At 63.1% G+C, this 23,661-nt stretch carries 19 protein-coding genes and 1 tRNA gene; 6 read left to right on the plus strand and 14 right to left on the minus strand.

The genetic code is table 11. The features are described 5' to 3' along the window. Window positions 1-151: 151 nt before the first annotated feature. Window positions 152-2,038 carry an ATP-dependent zinc metalloprotease FtsH gene (gene ftsH / locus LDZ23_RS09495; protein ID WP_008342043.1) on the minus strand — a complete coding sequence of 629 codons (1,887 nt, stop codon included), beginning with the start codon at window positions 2,036-2,038 and terminating at the stop codon, window positions 152-154. 185 nt (window positions 2,039-2,223) lie between these two features. Beyond that, the gene (locus LDZ23_RS09500) at window positions 2,224-2,886 is read right to left on the minus strand and encodes an RlmE family RNA methyltransferase (protein WP_008342044.1); all 663 of its coding nucleotides are present in this window, start codon (window positions 2,884-2,886) and stop codon (window positions 2,224-2,226) included. Between the two features lie 285 nt (window positions 2,887-3,171). Between LDZ23_RS09500 and LDZ23_RS09505 the strand changes: the two genes are divergently transcribed. Beyond that, window positions 3,172-3,708 (plus strand): YhbY family RNA-binding protein, encoded by a 537-nt coding sequence (locus tag LDZ23_RS09505; protein ID WP_175980371.1) that lies wholly within the window; start codon window positions 3,172-3,174, stop codon window positions 3,706-3,708. A 56-nt stretch (window positions 3,709-3,764) separates the two neighbouring features. Here LDZ23_RS09505 and LDZ23_RS09510 read toward each other — a convergent pair whose 3' ends face one another. The 7 genes from LDZ23_RS09510 to gloB all read right to left on the minus strand — a co-directional run bounded on the left by LDZ23_RS09510 (window position 3,765) and on the right by gloB (window position 13,661). Continuing rightward, entirely contained in the window at window positions 3,765-4,280 is a 516-nt protein-coding gene (locus LDZ23_RS09510; RefSeq protein WP_008342046.1) for a DUF4149 domain-containing protein, read from the minus strand. Then, the gene (gene greA, locus LDZ23_RS09515; RefSeq protein WP_008342047.1) at window positions 4,280-4,756 is read right to left on the minus strand and encodes a transcription elongation factor GreA; all 477 of its coding nucleotides are present in this window, start codon (window positions 4,754-4,756) and stop codon (window positions 4,280-4,282) included. The genes LDZ23_RS09510 and greA overlap by 1 nt, the downstream gene beginning before the upstream one ends. A gap of 114 nt (window positions 4,757-4,870) precedes the next feature. After that, window positions 4,871-8,125, minus strand: coding sequence for a carbamoyl-phosphate synthase large subunit (carB, locus tag LDZ23_RS09520; protein WP_244807468.1), 3,255 nt, complete (start codon window positions 8,123-8,125; stop codon window positions 4,871-4,873). A gap of 33 nt (window positions 8,126-8,158) precedes the next feature. Beyond that, a complete protein-coding gene (gene carA, locus LDZ23_RS09525) occupies window positions 8,159-9,301 on the minus strand; it encodes a glutamine-hydrolyzing carbamoyl-phosphate synthase small subunit (RefSeq protein WP_244807469.1) in 1,143 nt (380 codons plus the stop codon). A gap of 338 nt (window positions 9,302-9,639) precedes the next feature. Then, window positions 9,640-10,902, minus strand: coding sequence for an MFS transporter (locus tag LDZ23_RS09530; protein ID WP_420912058.1), 1,263 nt, complete (start codon window positions 10,900-10,902; stop codon window positions 9,640-9,642). Window positions 10,903-10,998: 96 nt separating this feature from the next. Continuing rightward, on the minus strand, window positions 10,999-12,645 hold the full coding sequence (locus tag LDZ23_RS09535; protein WP_244807470.1) for a transglycosylase SLT domain-containing protein: 1,647 nt from the start codon (window positions 12,643-12,645) through the stop codon (window positions 10,999-11,001). Window positions 12,646-12,809: 164 nt separating this feature from the next. After that, window positions 12,810-13,661 (minus strand): hydroxyacylglutathione hydrolase, encoded by an 852-nt coding sequence (gloB, locus tag LDZ23_RS09540; RefSeq protein WP_244807471.1) that lies wholly within the window; start codon window positions 13,659-13,661, stop codon window positions 12,810-12,812. Between the two features lie 18 nt (window positions 13,662-13,679). Here gloB and LDZ23_RS09545 point away from each other — a divergent pair, with 18 nt between their 5' ends. From LDZ23_RS09545 to LDZ23_RS09560, 4 genes are all read left to right on the plus strand, one after another. Further along, complete coding sequence (locus LDZ23_RS09545; protein WP_008342053.1) at window positions 13,680-14,513, plus strand: class I SAM-dependent methyltransferase; 834 nt, start codon at window positions 13,680-13,682, stop codon at window positions 14,511-14,513. Next, complete coding sequence (gene rnhA / locus LDZ23_RS09550; protein ID WP_008342054.1) at window positions 14,513-14,974, plus strand: ribonuclease HI; 462 nt, start codon at window positions 14,513-14,515, stop codon at window positions 14,972-14,974. The genes LDZ23_RS09545 and rnhA overlap by 1 nt, the downstream gene beginning before the upstream one ends. 19 nt (window positions 14,975-14,993) lie before the next feature. Then, on the plus strand, window positions 14,994-15,731 hold the full coding sequence (gene dnaQ, locus LDZ23_RS09555; protein WP_008342055.1) for a DNA polymerase III subunit epsilon: 738 nt from the start codon (window positions 14,994-14,996) through the stop codon (window positions 15,729-15,731). A 68-nt stretch (window positions 15,732-15,799) separates the two neighbouring features. Further along, window positions 15,800-15,874, plus strand: a tRNA-Val gene (locus LDZ23_RS09560). Window positions 15,875-15,967: 93 nt separating this feature from the next. Here LDZ23_RS09560 and LDZ23_RS09565 read toward each other — a convergent pair. The 3 genes from LDZ23_RS09565 to LDZ23_RS09575 form a co-directional block, all read right to left on the minus strand. Further along, window positions 15,968-16,441: a DUF2214 family protein gene (locus LDZ23_RS09565; protein WP_008342057.1), complete on the minus strand. Its 474-nt coding sequence runs from the start codon at window positions 16,439-16,441 to the stop codon at window positions 15,968-15,970. Window positions 16,442-16,492: 51 nt separating this feature from the next. Then, window positions 16,493-17,320 (minus strand): hypothetical protein, encoded by an 828-nt coding sequence (locus tag LDZ23_RS09570; RefSeq protein ID WP_008342060.1) that lies wholly within the window; start codon window positions 17,318-17,320, stop codon window positions 16,493-16,495. A gap of 221 nt (window positions 17,321-17,541) precedes the next feature. Next, window positions 17,542-18,606, minus strand: coding sequence for a glycosyltransferase family 4 protein (locus tag LDZ23_RS09575; protein ID WP_008342061.1), 1,065 nt, complete (start codon window positions 18,604-18,606; stop codon window positions 17,542-17,544). Between the two features lie 833 nt (window positions 18,607-19,439). On the opposite strand from LDZ23_RS09575, the gene LDZ23_RS09580 reads away from it, so the two are divergent. Further along, on the plus strand, window positions 19,440-21,320 hold the full coding sequence (locus LDZ23_RS09580) for an ABC transporter ATP-binding protein (protein ID WP_235366332.1): 1,881 nt from the start codon (window positions 19,440-19,442) through the stop codon (window positions 21,318-21,320). A 47-nt stretch (window positions 21,321-21,367) separates the two neighbouring features. On the opposite strand, the gene otsA is transcribed toward LDZ23_RS09580, so the two are convergent. Together otsA and otsB are read right to left on the minus strand one after the other, a co-directional pair. Next, window positions 21,368-22,747, minus strand: a complete 1,380-nt coding sequence (otsA, locus tag LDZ23_RS09585; RefSeq protein WP_008342063.1) for an alpha,alpha-trehalose-phosphate synthase (UDP-forming) — start codon at window positions 22,745-22,747, stop codon at window positions 21,368-21,370. Continuing rightward, window positions 22,744-23,496, minus strand: coding sequence for a trehalose-phosphatase (otsB, locus tag LDZ23_RS09590; protein WP_008342064.1), 753 nt, complete (start codon window positions 23,494-23,496; stop codon window positions 22,744-22,746). The genes otsA and otsB overlap by 4 nt, the downstream gene beginning before the upstream one ends. Window positions 23,497-23,661 lie beyond the last annotated feature (165 nt).

Here is a 23,661-nt window from a genome sequence, read left to right on the forward strand (position 1 = left end):
ATCGGGGATGGGGTTGAAGTGGCCAAGCGGATAGAACGGAACGGAGGGACGGAGACGGCGCCGCGTTCAGCACCTGATTAAAAACGGACGCCATAAAGTGAAAATGGGCCGGCGTGCTATGCACACCGGCCCATGAACTCATGCAGGAAACTCAGGCCGTTGCCGGCGCGTTGCCCGGTTTGACCTCGGTGCCGCTGCTACCACCGGATGGCGTGTCGCCGGACGGCGGCGGCATGTTCTTCGGCGGACGCGGCGGACGATCCGACATGATGTCGCCAATCTGGTCCGCGTCGATGGTTTCCCATTCGAGCAGCGCCTTGGTCATCGCTTCGACCTTGTCGCGGTTGTCTTCCAGCAGCTTCCGGGCGAGCGCATATTGCTCGTCGAGGATGCGGCGGATTTCCGCATCGACCTTCTGCTGCGTGGCTTCGGACACCGACTTCGCGCCCATCTTGCCGAACATGCCGTTGTCTTCCGTATCGACGTAGACCATCGTGCCGAGCACGTCGGACATGCCGTAGCGCGTCACCATGTCGCGCGCCATCTTCGTTGCGCGCTCGAAGTCGTTCGACGCACCGGTCGACATCGAATTCAGGAACACTTCTTCCGCTGCGCGGCCACCGAACAGGATCGCGATTTCCTCCAGCATCTTGTCGCGATACAGGTTCACGCGGTCATGCTCGGGCAACTGCCACGTAACGCCCAGCGCCCAGCCGCGCGGCATGATCGTGACCTTGTGCACCGGATCGGCATGCGGAAGCAGCTTCGCAACCACCGCGTGACCCGACTCGTGGTATGCCGTATTGCGACGCTCTTCTTCGCGCATCACAGCCGATTTGCGCTCCGGACCCATGAAGATCTTGTCCTTCGCGTCCTCGAAATCCTGCATCTCGACGATGCGCTTGCCGCGACGCGCCGCGAACAGCGCAGCCTCGTTCACGAGATTCGCGAGATCGGCGCCCGAGAAACCCGGCGTGCCGCGCGCGATGACCGATGCATCGACATCGTTCGCGATAGGCACCTTGCGCAGGTGCACCTTCATGATGTGCTCGCGGCCGCGGATATCCGGCAGACCGACATAGACCTGACGGTCGAAACGGCCCGGACGGAGCAGCGCCTTGTCCAGCACGTCCGAACGGTTCGTCGCCGCGATCACGATCACACCGGAATTCGCCTCGAAGCCGTCCATCTCGACGAGCATCTGGTTCAGCGTCTGCTCGCGCTCGTCGTTGCCGCCGCCCATGCCGGCGCCGCGATGACGGCCGACCGCGTCGATTTCGTCGATGAACACGATACACGGCGCATGCTTCTTCGCCTGCTCGAACATGTCGCGCACACGAGCCGCGCCCACGCCGACGAACATTTCGACGAAGTCCGAACCCGAAATGCTGAAGAACGGCACTTTCGCTTCGCCCGCGATGGCGCGCGCCAGCAGCGTCTTACCGGTTCCCGGCGGGCCGACCAGCAGCACGCCGCGCGGAATGCGTCCGCCGAGCTTTTGGAATTTCTGCGGGTCGCGCAGGAAGTCCACGAGTTCCGAGACTTCTTCCTTGGCTTCGTCGCAACCCGCGACGTCGGTGAAATTGATTGCGTTGTTGTTTTCGTCGATCAGCCGCGCTCGCGACTTGCCGAACGAAAACGCCCCGCCTTTGCCGCCTCCCTGCATCTGCCTCATCATGTAGAACCAGAAGCCGATGATCAGGATCGTAGGTCCGAGGTAGTACAGCGCGGAGACGAGCGCATTCGGTTCATCGTCAGCCTTGCCGCTGACCTGAACGCCGTATTTCATCAAGTCGCCGACCATCCATATGTCGCCGGGCGACACGATCTGGTACTTCTGGCCGTCGTTCGGAGTGACCGTCAGATTGCGGCCCTGAACGGTGACGTTCTTGACTTTGCCGTTCTTCGCGTCGTCCATGAACTGCGAATAGGACACACCTTCCTGGACGCGGGGCTTATCGAACTGCTTGAACACCGTAAACAGCACCAGTGCGATCACGAGCCACACTGCCGCTTTAGAGAACATATTGTTGTTCAAAGCACCACTCCTCACTCATAGACGGGCGCCTACATAAACCTTGCGACGCCACCAAAGCATTCTAATCCAGACCGCTAACCCCTGCCATAAGGTTTAACTACCGCACAAATAGCGGCAGAGAGGTTTTTTTCGGCATATTCCGCGAAAATATCGCCGTAATTCGCCGAATCGCTCGAGCGGGCCGTTCAGTTCGGTTGCTTGAGCCGCCGCCCGAGAATAAAAGTCTCCGACGATTTGTCGCGAGAAGCTTTCGGCTTGCGTGGCGCAACCACCTTGAACTGTTGCTTGAACTTCTCAACGATCTGGCTGTATCCGCTGCCGTGAAAACATTTGACCAGCAGCGCACCCTCCGGTTTCAGATGGTTCTGCGCGAACTCCAGCGCCAGATCGCATAGATGCTCGATGCGCGCGGCATCCGCACTCGCCACGCCTGAGAGGTTGGGGGCCATGTCGGAGATTACAAGGTCCACCTGACGCTCGCCGACGATTTCATCGAGTTGCGCAAGCACTTCGTCCTCGCGAAAGTCGCCCTGGATGAACGTGACGTCCGAAATCGGCTCCATCGGCAGAATATCCAGCGCGATGATCGTGCCGTCGATGCCGCCCTGGCGCTCGGCATCGCGCTTCGCGCCCTGCGCGAGTTTGTTGCGCGCGTACTGGCTCCAGGAGCCGGGCGTCGAGCCGAGATCGACGATGACCTGACCCGGCTTGATGAGTTTGTCCTGCTCGTCGATCTCCTTCAGCTTGTATGCGGCGCGCGCGCGATAGCCCTCGCGCTGCGCCATCTTTACGTAGGGATCGTTGATGTGGTCATGCAACCACGAATGATTAAAACGGTTCTTTGCCATTCAAACTGAGCTCATGTGGCGCGCTGACAGCACGCCCGGTGCGTATTTTGCTGCATCGTGCGAGGCTTTTAGCGGATAATACGCGTCTTGTCGGCCGGACCGGTCCTCGGCGCGCTCGCGCTCCGAAAACCCGTGCATCCGGCCTGTTCTGTTTCTGGTGGGCGGTGGCGCGACCGATGCGCCGAAGATCCGGCACGAAGCCGTGCGCTTTCGCTGCAGCGTGTTCAAACCGCCTCGCGAATCTACCTCACGCCGCCCACATTTTAGTCGAGTCCGAAATTTCTCATGCCAGCTCTTAAACTCTCCCCCGCCGAACGCGCCGATCTGCGCTCCCAGGCCCATGCGCTCAAGCCCGTCGTGCTCGTCGGCGCGGAGGGTCTGACCGATGCCGTGCTGAAGGAAATCAACGTCCACCTCGAAGCGCATCAGCTCATCAAGGTCCGCGTATTCGGCGACGAACGCGAAGCACGCGTCGAAATCTACGACGAAATCTGCGATCGCCTGAACGCCGCGCCTATTCAGCATATCGGCAAGCTGCTCGTGATCTGGAGACCCGAAGGCGCCGCTCCGAAAACCCGCGCCACCCGCACGCGCAGCACGATGCCTCCGAGCGCAGGCGAAGCCGCCGAACGCGAGACGAAGGGCCGCGCGCCGCGCACGGTGAAGGCAGTGAAAATCACCCGCGATGCGCCCGCGTTCAAGAAACCCAAAAAGCAGACGCTGAAGGTATTGGGCAACGAACGTGTGACCGCCGGCGGCAACGTGAAGCGCGCGAAGAAACGTCAGACCAGTTCGAAGCGCCAGCATCAGACGGTCAAATGATCGAACGGCGTGTGCATTTCCAATGAAACGCACGCGCCGTCCCGAGCAAGCGCGATTCAGCTCCGCGCTCTTTTCGCCGCCACCTTGGCGGATTTCCCCTTCGGCACGATCTTGACGGGCGCCGCGCCCGGCAAGCGCCACACCAGCGCAATGCCGAACAGGCATTCGATCAGATAGATCGCGCTGGATAGGCCGTGCAGAATGCCGAACTCCTTCGCATACGGCGAGCTCGCGAGATCGGTGCCCGCTTCCTGCGCCGCCATTCGCAGCGAGTTCATGAACGGCTGCAAGGCGAAATAGCCGACCAGCACGCACACGAGCATCACCGCGACGATCCACCGCACGCGTTTGTAATCGACGATGCCGCTTTTCACGAAGCGATTGCCGATGAGGATCAGCACCAGCGCGCTGATCACGCCGATGATCGCCTCGATGCGGAAGAGCTGCGCCGCCACCGAGCCCGCCGACGTGCGGTCGAGCATCGAAAAGAGCACGGGCGCAGCGACCAGGCCGAGGGTCAGCAGACTGCCGACCCAGACCATGCTGATGGTGCGAAAGAGCCGGTGCTCCATCAGACGTAGCGAACCGCGATGATCTCGTATTCGCGTGCGCCGCTCGGCGCCTGCACCGATGCCACGTCGCCTTCCGACTTCGCGATCAGCGCGCGCGCGATCGGCGAGCTCACGGAGATGAGGCCGTGATCGATGTCGGCTTCGTCATCGCCGACGATCTGATACGTCACCATGTCGCCCGATTCCAGGTCCTCGAGTTCGACGGTCGCGCCGAACACCACGCGACCTTCCGCTTCGACCTGCGTCGGATCGATCACTTGCGCGGCGGCCAGCTTCGACTCGATTTCCGCGATGCGGCCCTCGATGAACCCCTGCTTTTCCTTCGCGGCGTCGTATTCCGCGTTTTCCGACAAGTCGCCTTGCGCGCGCGCCTCCGCGATCGCGTTGATGACCGCCGGACGCTCCACGGCCTTCAGGCGTTGCAATTCGTCGCGCAGCAACTCCGCGCCGCGCTTCGTCAAAGGAATCGTGCTCATAGACCACTCACAAACAATTTCGTCAAAAAAATTACCGCGGTTAAGCGCATCTCCCACAGAGCAGGAGACGCCGCTTAACCGCGGCTCGTGATACTTAGACCAGTAATCGAAGCCTTAGTTTAGGCGAGCATGCAAGCCTTGTAAATCATAGACTTCCAAATCTCGGAGATACCTCAACCCTTCGACCGCCGCGCGCGCTCCCGACATCGTCGTGTAGTACGTGACCTTGTTGGCCTGCGCGCTCATGCGGATCGAGCGCGAATCGGCGATGGCGGCGCGCGTTTCGTCGACGGTCGTGAAGACGAGCGCGATCTCGCCGTTCTTGATCATGTCGACGATGTGCGGACGGCCGTCTTTCACCTTGTTGACGACCTTCACCGGCACGCCTGCCGCCGCGATGGCCGCGGCCGTGCCCTTGGTCGCGACGATCGGATAGCCGAGCTCGTGCAGCATCTGCGCGACTTCGACGGCCTTCGGCTTGTCGGCGTCCATCACGGTCAGAAGCACCGTGCCCGATTCCGGCAGACGCGAGCCCGCCGCGAGCTGCGACTTGAAGAGTGCTTCGCCGAACGTGCGGCCCACGCCCATCACTTCGCCGGTCGAGCGCATTTCGGGTCCGAGCACCGGATCGACCGCCGGGAACTTCACGAACGGGAACACCGCTTCCTTCACGCTGAAGTACGGCGGAATGACTTCCTTCGTCACGCCTTGTGCCTTGAGCTTCTGGCCGACCATCGCGCGAGCGGCGATCTTGGCGAGCGGCAAACCGGTTGCCTTCGACACGTACGGCACCGTGCGCGATGCGCGCGGATTCACTTCCAGCACGTAGATGATGTCCTTCTTGGAGCCGTCGTCTTGCGGGACTTGCTGAATCGCGAACTGCACGTTCATCAGGCCGATGACGTTCAGTGCCTTCGCCATTGCGGCGGTTTGCCGCTTCAGTTCGTCGACGGTTTCCTGCGACAGCGAATACGGCGGCAGCGAGCAAGCCGAGTCGCCCGAGTGCACGCCCGCCTGTTCGATGTGCTCCATCACGCCGCCGATGAACACGTCGTCGCCATCGGAGATGCAGTCGACGTCGCATTCGATCGCGTCGTTCAGGAAGCGGTCGAGCAGCACCGGCGAATCGTTCGACACCTTCACGGCTTCGCGCATGTAGCGCTCGAGGTCGCGCGGCTCGTGGACGATTTCCATCGCGCGGCCGCCGAGCACGTACGACGGACGCACGACCAGCGGATAACCGATTTCCTCCGCGAGCTTCAGCGCTTCGTCTTCGGCGCGAGCGGTGCGATTCGGCGGCTGACGCAGATCGAGATCCTTGAGCAGCTTCTGGAAGCGCTCGCGGTCTTCGGCGGCGTCGATCATGTCCGGCGACGTGCCGATGATCGGCACGCCGTTCGCTTCCAGATCGAGCGCGAGCTTGAGCGGCGTCTGGCCGCCGTACTGCACGATCACGCCGACCGGCTTTTCCAGATCGACGATTTCGAGCACGTCTTCGAGCGTCAGCGATTCGAAGTACAGACGGTCGGACGTGTCGTAGTCGGTGGACACCGTCTCCGGATTGCAGTTGACCATGATGGTTTCATAGCCGTCCTCGCGCATGGCGAGCGCGGCATGCACGCAGCAGTAGTCGAACTCGATGCCCTGCCCGATCCGGTTCGGGCCGCCGCCCAGCACCATGATCTTCTTCTTGTCGGTCGGATTCGCTTCGCACTCTTCTTCGTACGTCGAGTACATGTAGGCGGTCTTCGTCGCGAACTCGGCCGCGCACGTGTCGACGCGCTTGTACACCGGGCACACCTTCATTTCGTGACGCTTCTTGCGCACGTCTGCTTGCGTCGAACCGGTCAGCTTCGCCAGACGCCGGTCCGAGAAGCCGCTCTTCTTCAGATACAGCAGTTCGTCACGCGTGAGGCTCGCGAGCGTGCGGCCTTCGAGCGCCTTTTCCTTGAGGATGATCTGTTCGATCTGCGCGAGGAACCACGGATCGATCGACGTCTCTTCGAAGATTTCTTCCATCGTCAGGCCGAGACGGAAGGCGTCGCCGAGATACCAGATGCGGTCCGGACCCGGCTCGCCAATTTCGCGGATGACTTCGTCGCGGCTCGTGGTCTTCTCATCGAGACCGTCGACGCCGACTTCCAGACCGCGCAACGCCTTCTGGAAGGACTCCTGGAACGTGCGGCCCATTGCCATGACTTCGCCGACGGACTTCATCTGCGTGGTCAGGCGCGAATCCGCTTCGCGGAATTTCTCGAACGCGAAGCGCGGCACCTTCGTCACGACATAATCGATCGTCGGTTCGAACGATGCGGGCGTTTGTCCGCCGGTGATTTCGTTCTTGAGTTCGTCGAGCGTGTAGCCGCACGCGAGCTTCGCGGCGACCTTGGCGATCGGGAATCCCGTTGCCTTGGATGCCAGCGCCGACGAACGCGACACGCGCGGATTCATTTCGATGACGACCATGCGGCCGTCCTTCGGGTTGATCGCGAACTGCACGTTCGAGCCGCCGGTATCGACCCCGATCTCGCGCAGCACCGCGAGCGACGCGTTGCGCAGCACTTGATACTCTTTGTCGGTGAGCGTCTGCGCCGGCGCGACGGTGATGGAATCGCCGGTGTGCACGCCCATCGGGTCGAGGTTTTCGATCGAGCAGACGATGATGCAGTTGTCCTTTTTATCGCGGACGACTTCCATCTCGTACTCTTTCCAGCCGAGCAGCGATTCTTCGATGAGCAGTTCGCGCGTCGGCGAGAGATCGAGACCGCGACGGCAAATCTCTTCGAACTCTTCCTTGTTGTACGCGATGCCGCCGCCCGAGCCGCCCAGCGTGAACGACGGACGAATCACGGTCGGATAGCCGCCGCTGCCGGTCGCTTCGGCGATCTGCTGCTGCACGGCGAGCGCTTCTTCCATCGAATGCGCGATGCCCGACTTGGCCGAACCGAGGCCGATCTTCGTCATCGCGTCCTTGAACTTCTGGCGGTCTTCCGCCTTGTCGATCGCTTCCGGCGACGCACCGATCAGCTCGACCTTGTACTTTTCCAGCACGCCGTGATGGAACAGGTCGAGCGCGCAGTTGAGCGCGGTCTGTCCGCCCATGGTCGGCAGGATCGCGTCCGGGCGCTCTTTCGCGATGATGCGTTCGACCACTTCCCACGAAATCGGCTCGATATACGTGACGTCGGCCGTGTTCGGATCCGTCATGATCGTCGCCGGATTGCTGTTGACGAGGATGACCTTGTAGCCTTCCTCACGCAGCGCCTTGCATGCTTGCGCGCCCGAATAATCGAACTCGCACGCCTGGCCGATGATGATCGGACCCGCGCCGATGATGAGGATGCTCTTGATGTCTGTGCGCTTCGGCATAACTGTGCTCTGTATATTTGCGATGTTCTGTTCTTAGGCTGCGACCTTCTGTGCTTCCATCAGCTTGATGAAGCGGTCGAACAGATACGCGATGTCGTGCGGGCCGGGCGACGCTTCCGGATGGCCCTGGAAGCAGAAGGCGGGCTTGTCGGTGAGCGCGAAGCCTTGCAGCGTGCCGTCGAAGAGCGAGACGTGCGTGACTTTCGCGTTGGCGGGCAGCGTCGACGCATCGACCGCGAAACCGTGGTTCTGCGACGTGATGACCACGCGGCCGTCGTCCATGTCCTTCACCGGATGGTTCGCGCCGTGGTGGCCGGTCTTCATCTTCATCGTCTTCGCGCCGACGGCGAGACCCATGATCTGATGGCCGAGGCAGATGCCGAACGTCGGAATGCCGCGCTCGATGAATTCCCTGGTGGCCGCGATGGCGTAATCGCACGGCTCCGGATCGCCGGGGCCGTTCGACAGGAAGATGCCGTCCGGATTGAGCGCGAGCGCATCGGCGGCGGTCGATTTCGCCGGCAGCACGGTCACGTGGCAACCGCGCTCCGCCAGCATGCGCAGGATGTTGTACTTCACGCCATAGTCGAACGCGACGACGCGAAACTTCGGCGCTTCCTGCTTGCCGTAGCCGCTGCCCAGACGCCATTCGGTCTGCGTCCATTCGTAGGGCTTGTCCGTCGACACGACCTTCGCGAGGTCCATGCCCGCGAGGCCCGGGAACGAGCGTGCGAGCTCGAGCGCTTTCGCTTCGTCATCGGAACCGGCGAGAATGCAGCCGTTCTGCGCGCCCTTCTCGCGCAGGATACGCGTGAGCTTGCGCGTGTCGATGCCGGCGATCGCGACGACGCCTTGCGCCTTGAGATAGTCGGAGAGCGTCTGCTCGGAACGGAAGTTGGATGCGAGCACCGGCAGGTCGCGAATGATGAGGCCGGCGGCATGGACTTTGGTGGCTTCGACGTCTTCGGCGTTCACGCCGTAGTTGCCGATGTGCGGATAGGTCAGCGTGACGATCTGGCGGGCATAGCTCGGATCGGTCAGGATTTCCTGATAACCGGTGATGGCGGTGTTGAACACCACTTCGCCGATCGTCGAACCGGGCGCGCCGATCGATTGACCACGAAAGACCGTGCCGTCGGCAAGTGCGAGAAGTGCGGGGGAAAATGACGGCAACACGGGAAGCTCCTTGGGGAACACCCTGTTACCGACCTGTCTGTCCGAAATTCAGGCTTGGCTTCCCGTCGCTCGAAGAACGAGGGGTTTCCTTCGCGCAGTGTGGCGGCGGCTCGCGAGGCGCGCGTCGCGGTTCGGTTCAGCTCGCTTGCATGGGCAAACGCAGTGACGAAGCAGGCGACTGGCGGCGTGCGGCGCGCGCCGACTGGCGCAGCGAACGACGGTGTGTGGGAGGTAGGCGCTAGGGTGCGGGTTGATGTGCTCAAACCTTCGAATTATAGCGTTAAATTGACACATCTGCCAAATTTGGGAGCGCTCTGCTTGCCTCCCGCCCCCCCCGATCACGACGCCGCGTTTTCCACTTCCGCCTCGCGTTCGTGCAGCGCGCGGCCCGGCAACATGTACCAGATCGCGCTCGCCACTTGCAGCGCAATCAGTGCCGCCCACACCGAAATATGCGCCGATGCCGGATAGCGCCCCGCTTCCGCAGGCCAAAGCGACAACATAGTGCCGACCCCGACCTGAAAGCCGAAGATCAGCAGGAAGATGACGAGCGTGAGCGTCGTATTCACGCGTCCCGCCATGTGCGACGGGAAATACTTCGCCGCGACCGCATAACTCAGGATGCCCGTGCCGCCGAATACGCCATACGCGGCGATGAGCGTCGCGGGCGGCAGCGGCACGCGCAGCACCATGAGCAACTGCGTGGCGACGAAAAGCACCATGCCCGCGCCGCAGAACGCGTACACCGACACGCCGCGCCGCTCCAGACTGCGCGCCGCCGCGCCGAAGCCCACCGAGCCGAACATCATCGCGAAACCGAGCACGGAGACGATCGCCGACGAATGCGCGGGCGTGAGATTCATCACGTCGATGAGATAGGGACGGATCCAGAGCGACTGCATCGCGAAGAAAACGCCCTGCGTGACGACCGGAAACGACGCGATCTTCCAGAACGCGGCGCTTCTCATGATGTGCCACGTGCCCTTGAACTGCGTGACGATGTCCGCCTGATGATGCGTATCCGCCTTGCGCGGCGCGAAGAGCGCAATCGCCGCCGCGACGACGAGCGTGAACACCGCGAGCCCGAAGCACACCTGACGCCACGTTGCGAATTGCAGCAGCGCCGACAGCGGCGATCCGACGACGACGCCGCCCAATCCGCCGACGGCCATCGTGAATCCGTTGATGAGCGGCAGGCGCCAGATCGGGAAATGCTGCGCCGACGCCTTGAACGCCGCCGCCAGACACACCGACACGCCCACGCCGATGAGCAGGCGCCCGGACATCAGCCCTGCCAGGCTATTCGATGCCCCAAACACGCCAATGCCCGCCGCGGCGAACACGAGCATGCCGGCCGTCACACGCGCCGGCCCGAAGTGATCGAGCAGTACGCCGACAGGAATCTGCGCGGCAGCGAAGCCGATGAAGTACAGCGCCGTCAGCAGGCCGAGATCGGCGGCCGACAAGCCGAGTTCGTGCGTGATGAGCGGCGCGAAGCCGAGATTGACGCCGCGGAACACGTACGAGACGAAGTAGCCGGCGGCAAAGAGGATGAAAACGCGGAGACGAACGGTGGACGACATATGAAACGGACGCTTCATCGATTCTTTCGGATCGACAGTTTAGCGGCGTCCGCAAAAGAACACGCCGTCACCTTGGTGACGGCGTGGGTTATCGCGCCGGCAAAACCGAGTGCGTTATTTCTTCTTGCTGCTCTTCGACGTGGCAGCCGGCTTCGCGGTCTTGGCCGCGGCAGCAGGCTTTGCAGCATGCGATGCCGAAGAAGACGACACCTTGGTCACCTTCCCCGACGTATGGGCACTCGTCTTGCCGCCGCGCGATGTCTTCGGCTCAGGTACGCGCGTGCCGATCTTCGACACGCCGCCCGATGAACGGCTCGACGCCGCCACCGTCTCCACACGCGCCGGACCCGGCTCGGCCGGAACCGGTCGGCCATACGGCACATGCAGCACGACCACCTGCCCCGGCATGAACATGTCTCCGCGCGTGCGGTTCCATGCGCGCAACTGTGCCGGCGAAACGTTGTAGCGGTCTGCCAGCGTGCCGATCGACTGCTTGCGGCGCACGCGGATGACGAGCCGGCGCGTGTCGGGCACGTCGCGCTCGATTGCGAGCATCGCATTGGCCGCGACGTCGGCGCTGATGTCTTCGTCGTCATCGTCGGTGCGGGGCACGACGATCGTCGAGCCCGGCTTCAGGCGCATGCCCGCCGGAATGCGGTTGACGGACATCAGCGTGTCAGCGTCCACGCCGATTTTTTCGGCGATCGCCGCCGGACGCGCGCGCTCGGTGACGGTGTACGTCGTCCACGACGACAACGCGCCCGAGTACGACGATAGGTTGCGCTGAAACGAAGCAGCGTTATCGAACGGCAGCAGAATCTGCGGATTGGTCGCGCCGAGAATCACCGGCTTCGAGAACGACGGATTCAGCGAGCGAAATTCTTCCACGCTCATGCCGGCAAGCTTCGCGGCCATCGTCACGTCGATGTCGCGCGCGGTCGTGACCGTCACGAAATACGGGTGATTCGGGATGTCCGGCAACGTGAGACCGTACATCTGCGGATTGCTCACGATGTTCTTCACGGCCTGCAGCTTCGGCACGTAGTTGCGCGTCTCGTTGGGCATGCGCAGGCTTTCGTAGTCGGTCGGCAAGCCCGCCGCTTCGTTGCGCGCGATCGCGCGCTGCACGTTGCCCTCGCCCCAGTTGTACGCGGCGAGCGCGAGATGCCAGTCGCCGAACATGTCGTGCAGACGCGAAAGGTAGTCGAGCGCGGCAGACGTCGACGCGAGCACGTCGCGGCGCTCGTCCTGCCACATGTTCTGCTTGAGGTTGTAATCGCGGCCGGTGCCCGGCATGAACTGCCACATGCCCGCGGCCTTCGCGACCGATAGCGCCTGCGGGCTGTATGCCGATTCGATGAACGGCAGGAGCGCGAGCTCGGTCGGCATATGCCGCTGCTCGAGTTCCTCGACGATGTGATACAGATACTTCTGCGAGCGCGTGGTCATGCGCTCGACGTAATCCGGGCGTTGCGCGTACCAGTTGACCTGCATGTCGACGAGGTCGCTTTGCAGATCGGGAATCTGGAAGCCGGCGCGGATGCGGTTCCAGAGATCGGACGAACCCGCGAGCGAAGTCACGGGCGTCTTGTCGACGTTAATGGTTTCCTTGGCTGCTGCGGTGCGGCGAATCGTGTCGGCGACTTGTTGCGGCGAAGCGTTGGAGTTGGCTGTTGCTGTAATTGGATCTGACGCCGTAGGTCCTTGGCTCGCGCACGCGGCGAGCATCAGGACGGACAGCGCGCTAAGGGCTAGTCGCATGGAGAACGTCTCTGCTTCCAAAAGATGATGCTTGGAAATTTGCAGCCGATAGTACGGAACAGCACTTAAGACGTCAATAAGAATGCGCGCAAAACCCCTGCAAAATCCTGCATCTAACGTCGATTCCAACGTTTCGGTTGAAGTTAGCCCCAAATAGGTTCGGGTTAGCGGAACTTATCCTTCCAGCCGCGCATGATTCGAAACGCTTCGAGCCGGTCCGAAACGGGCGCGCCGAATTGCGACGCAAGCGTTGCGTGGATCGCCGGGACGTCCGCACGCAGGAACGGATTCACCGTTTTTTCGTGGCCGATGGTCGTCGGCAAAGTCGGCTTGCCGGCGGCGCGCAACGCCTGCGCGTCCTCGCTCCAGCGCAGCAGCGCGGTGTTGTCCGGCTCGCACGCGCGTGCGAACTTGATGTTCGACAGCGTGTACTCGTGCGCGCAGTGAACCTGGGTGTTGTCCGGCAGCGCGGCGAGCGCGTCGAGCGAACTGAGCATCTGCTGCGGCGTGCCCTCGAAAAGACGGCCGCAGCCGCTCGCGAAGAGCGTGTCGCCGCAGAAAAGATGCGGCGTGCCGTTCGGATCGCCCGACTGGAAATAGGCGATGTGTCCGGCCGTGTGACCCGGCACGTCGATCACGGAGAGTTCGAGCGCCGGCTTGTCGATGCGCACCCTGTCGCCGCCGGTGACGCGCTGCGTCAGATGCTCGATGCGCTCGCCAGCCGGGCCGTAGACGGGAATCCCACCCTCTGCCGTTCGGCTATCGATGAGTGCTTTCACGCCGCCGACGTGGTCGTGGTGGTGGTGCGTGAGTAAAATAGCGGTCAGCCGCCAACCACGTTTGGCCAGATAGGCCTCGACGGGCGCGGCGTCGCCGGGGTCGATCACGACCGCATCGCGCGAGTCCGACACGAGCCAGATGTAGTTGTCCTCGAATGCCGGGACCGGCACGTATTCGAGTGCATCGAGTGCATCCTGGGCAGGCGATTTCTTGGCAAGCGAATTCATGGCGATCATCTATGCGGCAATCCGAACATGTCTGACCGATCGATTATAGACTGGCCCACCTGGACGAGCTCGGCGCCCGGGCGCTACGTGCTCGAATGGGAGCAGGCGCAGCTCGATCACGTCGTGTCCGACATCTTCGGCTATCACGCGCTGCAGCTCGGCATGCCGCAGCTCGACGCGCTGCGCGAAAATCGCATGACCGGGCGCGCGCTCGTGCTCGACGCCGAAAGCGCATCGAGCGCACCGTACACGCCGCCGCGCGCGACGACGCCCGGCGTGAGCGCGCTTCCCGCGGCGAGCGCGCCCGACGGCCGCAGCACCGTGTGGTGCGATCTGCTCGACCTGCCTTTCGAAGCGCAGAGCGTCGATTTGCTCGTGCTGCCGCACACACTCGAATTCTCGCCCGATCCGCACCGCCTGCTGCGCGAAGCCGAGCGCGTGCTGGTGCCCGAAGGCCAGTTGATCATCCTCGGCTTCAATTCGCTGAGTTTGTGGGGCGCGCGGCAGTCGCTCGGCAAGGTCGCGGGACGGCCGTTCGTGCCATCGGCGCACGAGATGATCGCGTTCACGCGCATCAAGGACTGGATCAAGCTGCTCGGATTCGACCTTGAACGCGGGCGCTTCGGCTGCTATCGTCCGCCGCTTGTCACGGACAAATGGCTGCAACGCTATCAATTCATGGAAGCCGCCGGCGATCGCTGGTGGCCCATCTTCGGCGCGGCGTACATGATCACGGCGGTCAAACGCGTGCGCGGCATGCGCGTCATCGGTCCGCGCAAGCTCAAAAAACCCGCGCTCGCGCCTGGCCTCGCTCCGGTCGCCGCTCCGCACACGCGCAACGAGACTCGCAAAGAGCATTGATGACTCAAGAATCCGCATCGAACAAGGTAATCGACATCTACACGGACGGCGCCTGCAAAGGCAATCCCGGTCCCGGCGGCTGGGGCGCGCTGCTGCGTTTCGGCTCGCTGGAAAAGGAGCTGTTCGGCGGCGAAGCCGCGACCACCAACAACCGCATGGAACTGATGGCCGTGATCTCCGCGCTCGAGGCGTTGAAACGTCCGTGTCACGCGATCATCCACACCGATTCGCAATACGTGCAGAAAGGCATCAGCGAATGGATTCACGGCTGGAAGAAAAAGAACTGGATGACGGCCGCGAAGACGCCCGTCAAGAACGCCGATCTATGGAAACGCCTCGACGAACTCGTCGCGCGGCATGAGATCGAATGGCGCTGGGTCAAGGGCCACGCCGGACATCCCGAAAACGAACGCGCCGATGCGCTCGCCAATCGCGGCGTGACATCGCTTGCGGACAACTGAACGAAACGCACGCCAACTTATGCGCCAACTGATACTGGACACCGAAACCACCGGCCTGAACGCGAGGACGGGCGACCGGATCATCGAAATCGGCTGCGTCGAGCTGGTCAACCGCCGGCTGACGGGCAACAACCTGCACCTCTACGTGAACCCGGAACGCGACAGCGATCCCGGCGCGCTCGCCGTGCACGGCCTCACCACCGAATTCCTGAGCGACAAGCCGAAGTTCGCGGAGATCGCCGCGCAACTTCGCGACTTCATCGCGGGCGCGGAGTTGATCATCCACAACGCGCCCTTCGACGTCGGCTTTCTCGATATGGAATTCGCGCTGCTCGGGCTGCCGAAAATCGCCGAGACGTGCGCGGGCGTGATCGACTCGCTCGCGCAAGCCAAGCAGATGTTCCCCGGCAAGCGCAACTCGCTGGATGCGCTGTGCGATCGTTTCGGCATCAGCAACGCGCATCGCACGCTGCATGGCGCGCTGCTCGACTCGGAGCTGCTCGCCGAGGTCTATCTCGCGATGACGCGCGGCCAGGAAAGCCTCGTCATCGACATGCTCGGCGATCAGCCCGCGTCGGGCTCGGTTTCGACGTCGCGCATCGCGTTCGACGATCTCGATCTGCCGGTGATCGCCGCGAGCGCCGACGAACTCGCCGCGCACGAAGCCCTGCTGAGCGATCTCGACAAGGCGATGAAAGGCACGAGCGTCTGGCGCACGGAACCGGCTCCCGCGGAAGGAGAAGCCGTTCCTGCGTAATTTTTCGAATTTGCTTAACGAAGCACTAGACGAAACCAAAAACGCCTGACATAATCTCGTCTCTCTTCGGGTGGTTAGCTCAGCGGTAGAGCACTGCCTTCACACGGCAGGGGTCACTGGTTCGATCCCAGTACTACCCACCAGAATTCTGGTGTTGGTAAAGACAAGCACCGAAGATCAAAAGGCCCAAGTCTCACGACTTGGGCCTTTTTCATTTTCAGCCGGTGAAACGGGCATCACGACGCCCACACGCCGCGCGCCATGCCGCTCGCGGCGATCACCATCAACATGACGAGTCCGGCTTCGAGATCGCTCAGCCATGCGAAGCGTCGCGCCCGCGTGAGATCGATCGGCCCGCCCTGCGCGAGCGCGATGCGCCAGCGGATCAGCGCGAGCATCGGTGAGACTTCGATCAGCAAAATCACGACGAGCGCCGTCATCTTCAGATGGAAAAGCGGCTCGTGCAGATAGAACGCGCCGCCCTTTTCGAATCCGCCGAACGCGCGCGTCACGCCCGTGACGATCAGCACGATCGCCGTGACGCCCCACACGGAATCCGAACGAAAGACGTCACGCAGGCGCAGTGCGTTCGCCTGAATGGATTCCGCGGGATCGAGACGCCGCAACGCGCGGGCGCGCGCGAGCACCGAGCCGAGCGCGAAACCGAAAGCAAGAAGATGAAGCGCGGCCAGCAACCAACGTATCAGCATCCTTTCCTCCCTGAAGAGACAGGAACGACGTGTACGGCAATTTCGGCTAGATCAGACCTGACGCAGCGTCGCATCGAGCGCGCGCGCCGCGTTGCGGTCGCCTTCGCTCGCGAGCGGCGCGCGGAACACGGTGGTGCGATTGTGCCCGGCCGCGGCCGGCGAGTCCCACAACAATTCGACTTTCGGCCGGCGCGCGAACAGGCCGTGCCGCACTTCCCCGCTCGCGCGGATAGCAGGCGCGGCGGGCTCGGTCGCCGGCGCGAGCATGCTCGTCGACGGCGACGTCTCCGCCGGCTCCGGCCATTTCACCGACAGCTCGCGCGCGTCGTACTGGCCGAGCTTGCGGCTTTCCGCCCATACGACGGCGGTACGCGTGACGGGATCGAGCGAGAGCGCATAGCGCCCGATCGCGAAGCGCCGCGCCGCGATATTCGTGCGCCAGAGCGCGCGCGGACGGCAGATCCACATGACGATGGCATAAAGCGCCGGCCCGACGAGCAGCCAGCCGTTGGTCTCGGCGAGCGCCTGCGTGAAGCGCCGCCATCCGGAACTCCAGACGAACGCGCCGACGGAAAACATCGCGAAGCCGAAAGCCAGCAGCGCAATGAAGCGCAACGCCTGCCGCAGCCATTGCGGCAGCGGATGCAGCGGCCGCTCCGTGCGCGCCTTCGCGCCCGGCAGCACGATCAGAAGAAAGATCAGGACGAGGTTCACGCACGCCCACGGCGACGACGTCATCGCGCGCAGCGAGGACAGATAGCCCATCTCGGACATCGAGAACGCCCAGCGCGCCGCGAGCACCAGCCCGATGGCGCGCAATGCGAACACCGTGCCGGCGCCCGGCGCCGGGTTCGCGCTGATTTGCTTGGGTCTCGCCAAAAGAAACACTCCTGTCCACGTGCGATGCATGCCGCTCCGCGCATCGCGAAGCCCGGTCATTATAGGGAGATTACGGATGTCGTCAGAGGTTTCACATCCGCAGCGCGGTCTGTCGCGCGAAAGGCATGCCTGAATGTGCTATTACGACAACGCCCCGCGTGCCTTGAGGCACGCGGGGCGTCGTTTTTCAACTCATGCCGCGGCGAAGCGGCAAGACTTGCTTAGCTCGCGTTGACTTCGCGCAGAACCGTGCGGCGCTTCTGGCGCAGCAGTTCTTCATACACGTTGACGTAGTTCGCGGCCATGACCTTCGACGAGAAACGCTGCTCGAACGCGGCGCGAACCTTTTCGCGGGGCAGTTGATCCAGGCGCTTCACGGCGGCGATCGCCGAAAGTTCATCTTCGACGACGAAGCCCGACACGCCGTTCTCGATCACTTCCGGCACCGAGCCGCGGTTGAACGCGATCACCGGCGTACCGCAGGCCATTGCTTCGATCATCACGAGGCCGAAGGGCTCCGGCCAGTCGATCGGGAACAGCAGCGCGTGGGCGTTGCCGAGGAACTCGGTCTTCTCCGCTTCGCTGATTTCGCCGATGTACTCGACGTGCGGCAGCGCGAAGAGCGGCTTGATCTCTTCTTCGTAGTAGGCGCGGTCGGCCTTGTCGAGCTTCGCCGCGATCTTGATCTTCATGCCCGCCGCCTGCGCGATGCGGATCGCGCGGTCGACGCGCTTTTCCGGCGAGATGCGGCCGAGGAACGCGAGATAGCCGGGCTTGACGTTCGGGATCGGCTTCAACAGGTTTTCCGGCAGACCGTGATACACCGTCGAGAGCCAGTGCGCCTGCGGCAGCGGCTGACGCTGGTTGTCCGAAATCGAGATGACCGGCACGTCGTTGAACGTGTTGAAGATCGGCTGCAGTTCGGGCAGATCGAGACGACCGTGCATCGTCGTCAGGAACGGCACTGGCTGGCGCGCGAACAGCGAGAACGGGTAATAGTCGATGTGGAAATGCAGCACGTCGAACTCGTCGGCGCGGCGGCGGACTTCTTCGAGCAGCAGCATATGCGGCGCCATCGTGTCGCGGATCGTCGGGTCGAGGCGCAGCGCCTGCGGCCAGAACGCCTCGAGCTTCGCGGACGTCTGCGAATCGCCGCTCGCGAAGAGCGTGACGTCGTGTCCAGCATCCACGAGTGCCTCGGTCAGATAAGACACCACGCGTTCCGTGCCGCCATACAGCTTCGGCGGAACAGCCTCGTGGAGGGGCGCGATTTGAGCGATTCGCATGTCGTGAAACTCCTAATAAAGAATCAGGCAAGTACTGCTGTCATGTTGACGTTGGAAAGCGAATCGCTCGGCTCGGGCGAAGCTTTCCGCGGCGCGGCGGCCGCGGCGCAAAGGCTGATGCTCGAGTGAAAAAGCGGGGTCGCTGATCACCGGTTCGTCGCGCAGGCGATTCGATCTAGCAATTGCGGTTCCATATCTCAAAATCGCCGCGCGCCAGCAATTAACGCGTATCTGCTGCGGCGGTTGACGCGAACTTGCAAAAACCTGTCGATGGCCTAAGGGGAAACCCGGCCCGGATTATGGAGTTTTTTCCAGAGCGGCGCCGGCAGTCATTTCAACTTATTTACCTTGTTACAAGGGGGATACACTTTGCAAACCACTGTTTATTAAGGTTGTTCTACATTTGAGCACGGGCTTTGACGATGCCCGGGCGGCAGCACGCACTCCGCTCCGTCTGACCCGCCGCGTAGGCCGGATTGCGGCACCGGCTGCGTTATCGGGCGCGACACGTGCTTTTGTGTTCGCTGGCGCGATTGGCGCAGATCCTTCAGACGAGCGTTCCATCGCAAAAAGTCGTGCAATGTGCTTACAATGCGCGCCCATGCCGTCAGCCGCGCTCGGCGGCCGAAAGGCTGAGGCGACGCCCGATTTTTGCCGTGGATGATGTTCGGATGGCCACACGCGCCGAGCGTCACATGCCCGAAGTCGCGATGCCGCAGCGCGATACTGGCTACAATTCAGTGATGGAGACGGCGCAGCGTCGCCTCGCTTGACGTCAGTCGCGCCGGATCGGGCGACGCATCGCATGCCGGCAGTCGCATCTCGTACCGCGCATGGCACTGCCCGAAGGCGCAACACACGCTCAACCGCTCTACGACCAAAAAAGACCATTGGACCAACTCACCGTTTCCCAGCGTAACGCGCACAACGCGAAGCTTTCGAGCTACGCGCATCGGCCGCTCGCGTTCCTGATGCGCTACATCCGCCGTCACCCCGTCGCGCATGCCATCGTGCTCTTCAGCGTGTTCGCCGCGGTGGGTTGCGCCCTCGCCTCGCAGTACGCGATCAAGCATCTGATCGACGTCCTCGGACAAGGCCGCGGGCATCCCGGCCCGCTGTGGGGCGCGTTCATGATCCTGGTCGGGCTGATCGCCGCCGACAACCTGCTGTGGCGGGTCGGCGGCTGGGTCGGCGCGCACGTCTTCGTGATCGTTACCGGCGACTTGCGCAAGGACCTCTTCTCGTATCTGTCCGGCCACTCGCCGACGTACTTCTCCGAGAAGCAGCCAGGCATGCTCGCGAGCCGGATCACGGCGACGTCGAACGCGATCTACACCTCCGAGAACGTGATGGCGTGGAACGTCCTGCCGCCGTGCATCGCGGTGCTGGGCGCGATCGTGATGATCGTCTCCGTCAATCCGCTGATGGCCGCCGGTCTCATGACCGCATCGCTGATCCTCGCGCTGATCCTGTACCGGCTCGCGAAGCGCGGCTCGGCGCGGCATCACAGTTTCGCGTCGAAGGCGGCGTCGGTGGATGGCGAGCTCGTCGACGTGATCGGCAACATGGCGCTCGTGCGCGCGTTCGGCATGACGTTCCGCGAGCAGAAGCGTTTCGGCTCGACCGTCAAGGCCGAAATGGTCGCGCGTCAGCAGAGTCTGCTGTACCTCGAAAAGCTGCGCCTGTTCCACGCGGTCGTCACGGCGATCCTTTCCGCAGGCCTGCTCGGCTGGGCGCTGTGGCTGTGGTCGCAAGGCCGCGCGACGTCGGGCGATATCGTGCTCGTCAGCTCGCTCGGTTTCACGATCCTGCACGGCACGCGCGACTTGGCCGTGGCGCTCGTCGATGTGACGCAACACGTCGCGCGTCTCGCCGAAGCCGTGCAGACGCTGCTGGAGCCGCACGGCATGCCGGACCGCTCGGACGCGACGGAACTCGTGCCGCAAGGCGGGCGCGTCGATTTCGAGGGCGTGACGTTCGCCTATCCGCGCCGCCGTCCGATTCTCGACAATTTTTATCTGCATATCGAGCCGGGCCAGCGCGTCGGGCTGATCGGCAAGTCGGGCGCGGGCAAATCGACCGTGCTCGCGCTGCTGCAACGCTTCTACGAGCCGCAAAAGGGCAGCATCAAGATCGACGGCCAGGATATCAGCGCGATCACGCAGGACAGCCTGCGCCACGCGATCGCGCTCGTGCCGCAGGATATTTCGCTGTTCCATCGCACCGTGTTCGAGAACATCGCGTACGGACGTCCGGATGCGAGCCGCGAGGAAGTGCTCGCCGCCGCCCGCGAGGCGCGCTGCACGGACTTCATCGAGGCGATGCCGGAAGGATTCGACACGATCGTCGGCGACCGCGGCGTGAAGCTGTCGGGCGGTCAACGTCAGCGCATCGCGATCGCGCGCGCGATTCTGAAGAACGCGCCGATTCTGCTGCTCGACGAAGCGACGTCGGCGCTCGACAGCGCATCGGAAGAAGCGATTCAGCAGGCGCTCGACCGGCTGATGGTCGGCCGCACCGTCATCGCGATCGCGCACCGTCTGTCGACGCTGCAGAACTTCGACCGCATCATCGTGATGAGCGCGGGCAAGGTCATCGACGACGGCCCGCCGCAGGAATTGCGCGAGCGGCCGGGGCTGTATCGCGAGTTGCTGGCGAAGCAGCACGGCAAGGTGCCGTCGATCGTCGCGACGCCGCACAAGCAGCCGGCGTAAGCGTCATCAAGCAAAAAGGCCGCGTTTCCAAAGGAACGCGGCCTTTTTCACGTCTTGAGGTCGCGCAGAAAGTTGTCGCGCCACACCGAGACGTTGTTGTCGCGCAATTGCGCCATCATCTCTTCGTAGCGCGCTTTTCGCTCGTTCAAAGGCATGCTGAGCGCGATGGCGAGTGCATCGGCCATGCCATCGATATCGAGCGGATTGACGATGAGCGCGGCCGTCAGCTCGCGCGCCGCGCCGGCGAATTGCGACAGCACGAGCACGCCGGGATCGTCCGGATTCTGCGCCGACACATATTCCTTCGCGACGAGATTCATGCCGTCGCGCAACGGCGTGACGAGACCCACGTGCGCCTCGCGGAACAGCGCGGCGAGCACCGGCCGCTCGTACTGACGATGGATATAGCGAATCGGCGTCCAGTCGAGTTCGGCGTATCGCCCGTTGATGCGGCCCGATTCCGCTTCGAGCTGCAAGCGGATGTCGCGATAGGCATCGACATCGGAGCGGGTCGGCGGCGCGATCTGCAGGAACGACACGTTGTTGCGCTGCTGCGGATCGTGTTCGATCAGCCGCTCGAACGCGCGAAAACGCTCGACGAGCCCTTTCGAATAATCGAGACGATCGACGCTCATCACGAGCTTGCGATGATGCAGCGTCGACTTGACGATTTCCACGTCGCGTCCGCGCTCGCCGTCTTTCGCGAGCGCGGCGATTTCATCCGGATAGACGCCGATCGGATACGCCGCCGCACGCAGCGTCTGACCGAACGCGCGAATCGCGACCGGCTTCGCGCCGTCGCGCTGCAACGCGCCGCCCGCTTCCGTTTCGATGTAATCGCAGAACGCGCGCAGGTCCGGCTCCGTCTGAAAACCGAGCAAATCGAACGCGCACAGCGCCTCGACCAGTTCGCGATGACGCGGCACGCTCAACAGAATCTGCGACGCCGGAAACGGAATGTGCAGAAAGAAGCCGATGCGATTCTTCACGCCCAATGCGCGCAGCGCCTGCGCGAACGGAATCAGGTGATAGTCGTGCACCCAGATCACGTCGTCGGGCTTGAGCAGCGGCGCGAGCTGCGCCGCGAGCCAGCGATTCACGCGGCAATAGCCGTCGTATTCGTGCCGGTCGAACTCGATCAGGTCCGGCCGATAGTGAAACGCGGGCCAGAGCGTCGCATTCGAGAAGCCGCGATAGTACTGGTCGTAATCGCGCCGCACGAGTCCGATGGTCGCGAACGTCACCGGTCCGTGCTCTTCGAGCTTGATGTCGTCAGGTGCGGACGTGAGCACGTCCCCGCTCCAGCCGAACCACATGCCGCCGGTTTCCTTGAGCGCGTCGTAGACGCCGACCGCAAGCCCGCCCGCCGCGGGCCCGCCTTCGGAAATCGGCGCGACGCGATTCGAAACGATGATCAGCCGGCTCACGCGTGCTTCCCCGCCGTGCCCGCGATTACTTGCAGCCAGTCGAGCAGCAACTCGACCGATTCGATGCGCGCGCGCGCAACCGTATCGCCGGGGCCGACCTTGATCGACAGGCCATCGAACTCGTTCACGACCGCGAAACCTTTTTCATCGGTGAGATCGTCGCCGATAAACACCGGCTTGCGCCCCGTGAACGGCGGCTCGCCCATGTACGCGCGCACCGCGCGGCCCTTGTCGACGTCCTTCGGCTTGATCTCGTAGACCATCTTGCCCGGCTGCAGCACGTAGGCATCGGCATATTCCGCGACGAGCTTTTGCGTCGCCGCGCGCGCCGCCGGCTCGCGGTCGGGCGCATTGCGGTAATGCAGCGCGAGCGCCGCGCCCTTGATTTCGAGCAGCATGCCCGGATTCGCGCTGACGACTTTCTCGAGCGCGTGCTCCATGCGCAGGAGCCGCTCGTCGTTGAAGCCGATGCGCTGCACATCGCCGTTCGAATCGCGCCGTTCTGCGCCGTGCATGCCCGCGACGGGCAGATCGTCCATCTGCAGGAACGAATCGATATTGTCGATGCCGCGCCCCGATACGACCGCGACCGCGCCGTTGGTCGCGCGTCTCAACGCGGCGAGGATGTCGGGCACCGAGCGCGGCACGAAGATGCCATCGGGCGTCGAGGCGAGTTCGACGAGCGTGCCGTCGAAATCGAAGAAAAAGGCGGTCTCGGCAAGAGACAGGGAATCGGGAAGAATTTGCATCGATCTTTGGCCTGTGGTTTGCCTGTGATGTGGCGCGCGGTCCGTTTTGGACGACGCAATGCGTGCGAATCTTACCGCGCGAAGGCTTTCAATTCAGAAAGCTCCGAACTTTCAGCTTTCGACGTGCGGCCTTTCAGCGCGCTTGAACCATGCGGCAAATCGTCT

Origin of the sequence: Caballeronia zhejiangensis (genome assembly GCF_022879815.1) — a bacterium.
GTDB classification, from domain to species: domain Bacteria; phylum Pseudomonadota; class Gammaproteobacteria; order Burkholderiales; family Burkholderiaceae; genus Caballeronia; species Caballeronia zhejiangensis.

Bases quoted from the DNA above. Each gene is read 5' to 3' on its own strand.
- LDZ23_RS09580 (WP_235366332.1), top strand. From the start codon at position 19,440: ATGGCACTGCCCGAAGGCGCAACACACGCTCAACCGCTCTACGACCAA.
- LDZ23_RS09510 (WP_008342046.1), bottom strand. From the start codon at position 4,280: ATGGAGCACCGGCTCTTTCGCACCATCAGCATGGTCTGGGTCGGCAGT.
- gloB (WP_244807471.1), bottom strand. From the start codon at position 13,661: ATGATCGCCATGAATTCGCTTGCCAAGAAATCGCCTGCCCAGGATGCA.
- LDZ23_RS09530 (WP_420912058.1), bottom strand. From the start codon at position 10,902: ATGAAGCGTCCGTTTCATATGTCGTCCACCGTTCGTCTCCGCGTTTTC.
- rnhA (WP_008342054.1), top strand. From the start codon at position 14,513: ATGACTCAAGAATCCGCATCGAACAAGGTAATCGACATCTACACGGAC.
- LDZ23_RS09505 (WP_175980371.1), top strand. From the start codon at position 3,172: ATGCCAGCTCTTAAACTCTCCCCCGCCGAACGCGCCGATCTGCGCTCC.
- LDZ23_RS09575 (WP_008342061.1), bottom strand. From the start codon at position 18,606: ATGCGAATCGCTCAAATCGCGCCCCTCCACGAGGCTGTTCCGCCGAAG.
- greA (WP_008342047.1), bottom strand. From the start codon at position 4,756: ATGAGCACGATTCCTTTGACGAAGCGCGGCGCGGAGTTGCTGCGCGAC.
- otsB (WP_008342064.1), bottom strand. From the start codon at position 23,496: ATGCAAATTCTTCCCGATTCCCTGTCTCTTGCCGAGACCGCCTTTTTC.
- dnaQ (WP_008342055.1), top strand. From the start codon at position 14,994: ATGCGCCAACTGATACTGGACACCGAAACCACCGGCCTGAACGCGAGG.
- carB (WP_244807468.1), bottom strand. From the start codon at position 8,125: ATGCCGAAGCGCACAGACATCAAGAGCATCCTCATCATCGGCGCGGGT.
- LDZ23_RS09535 (WP_244807470.1), bottom strand. From the start codon at position 12,645: ATGCGACTAGCCCTTAGCGCGCTGTCCGTCCTGATGCTCGCCGCGTGC.
- LDZ23_RS09545 (WP_008342053.1), top strand. From the start codon at position 13,680: ATGTCTGACCGATCGATTATAGACTGGCCCACCTGGACGAGCTCGGCG.
- LDZ23_RS09565 (WP_008342057.1), bottom strand. From the start codon at position 16,441: ATGCTGATACGTTGGTTGCTGGCCGCGCTTCATCTTCTTGCTTTCGGT.
- LDZ23_RS09500 (WP_008342044.1), bottom strand. From the start codon at position 2,886: ATGGCAAAGAACCGTTTTAATCATTCGTGGTTGCATGACCACATCAAC.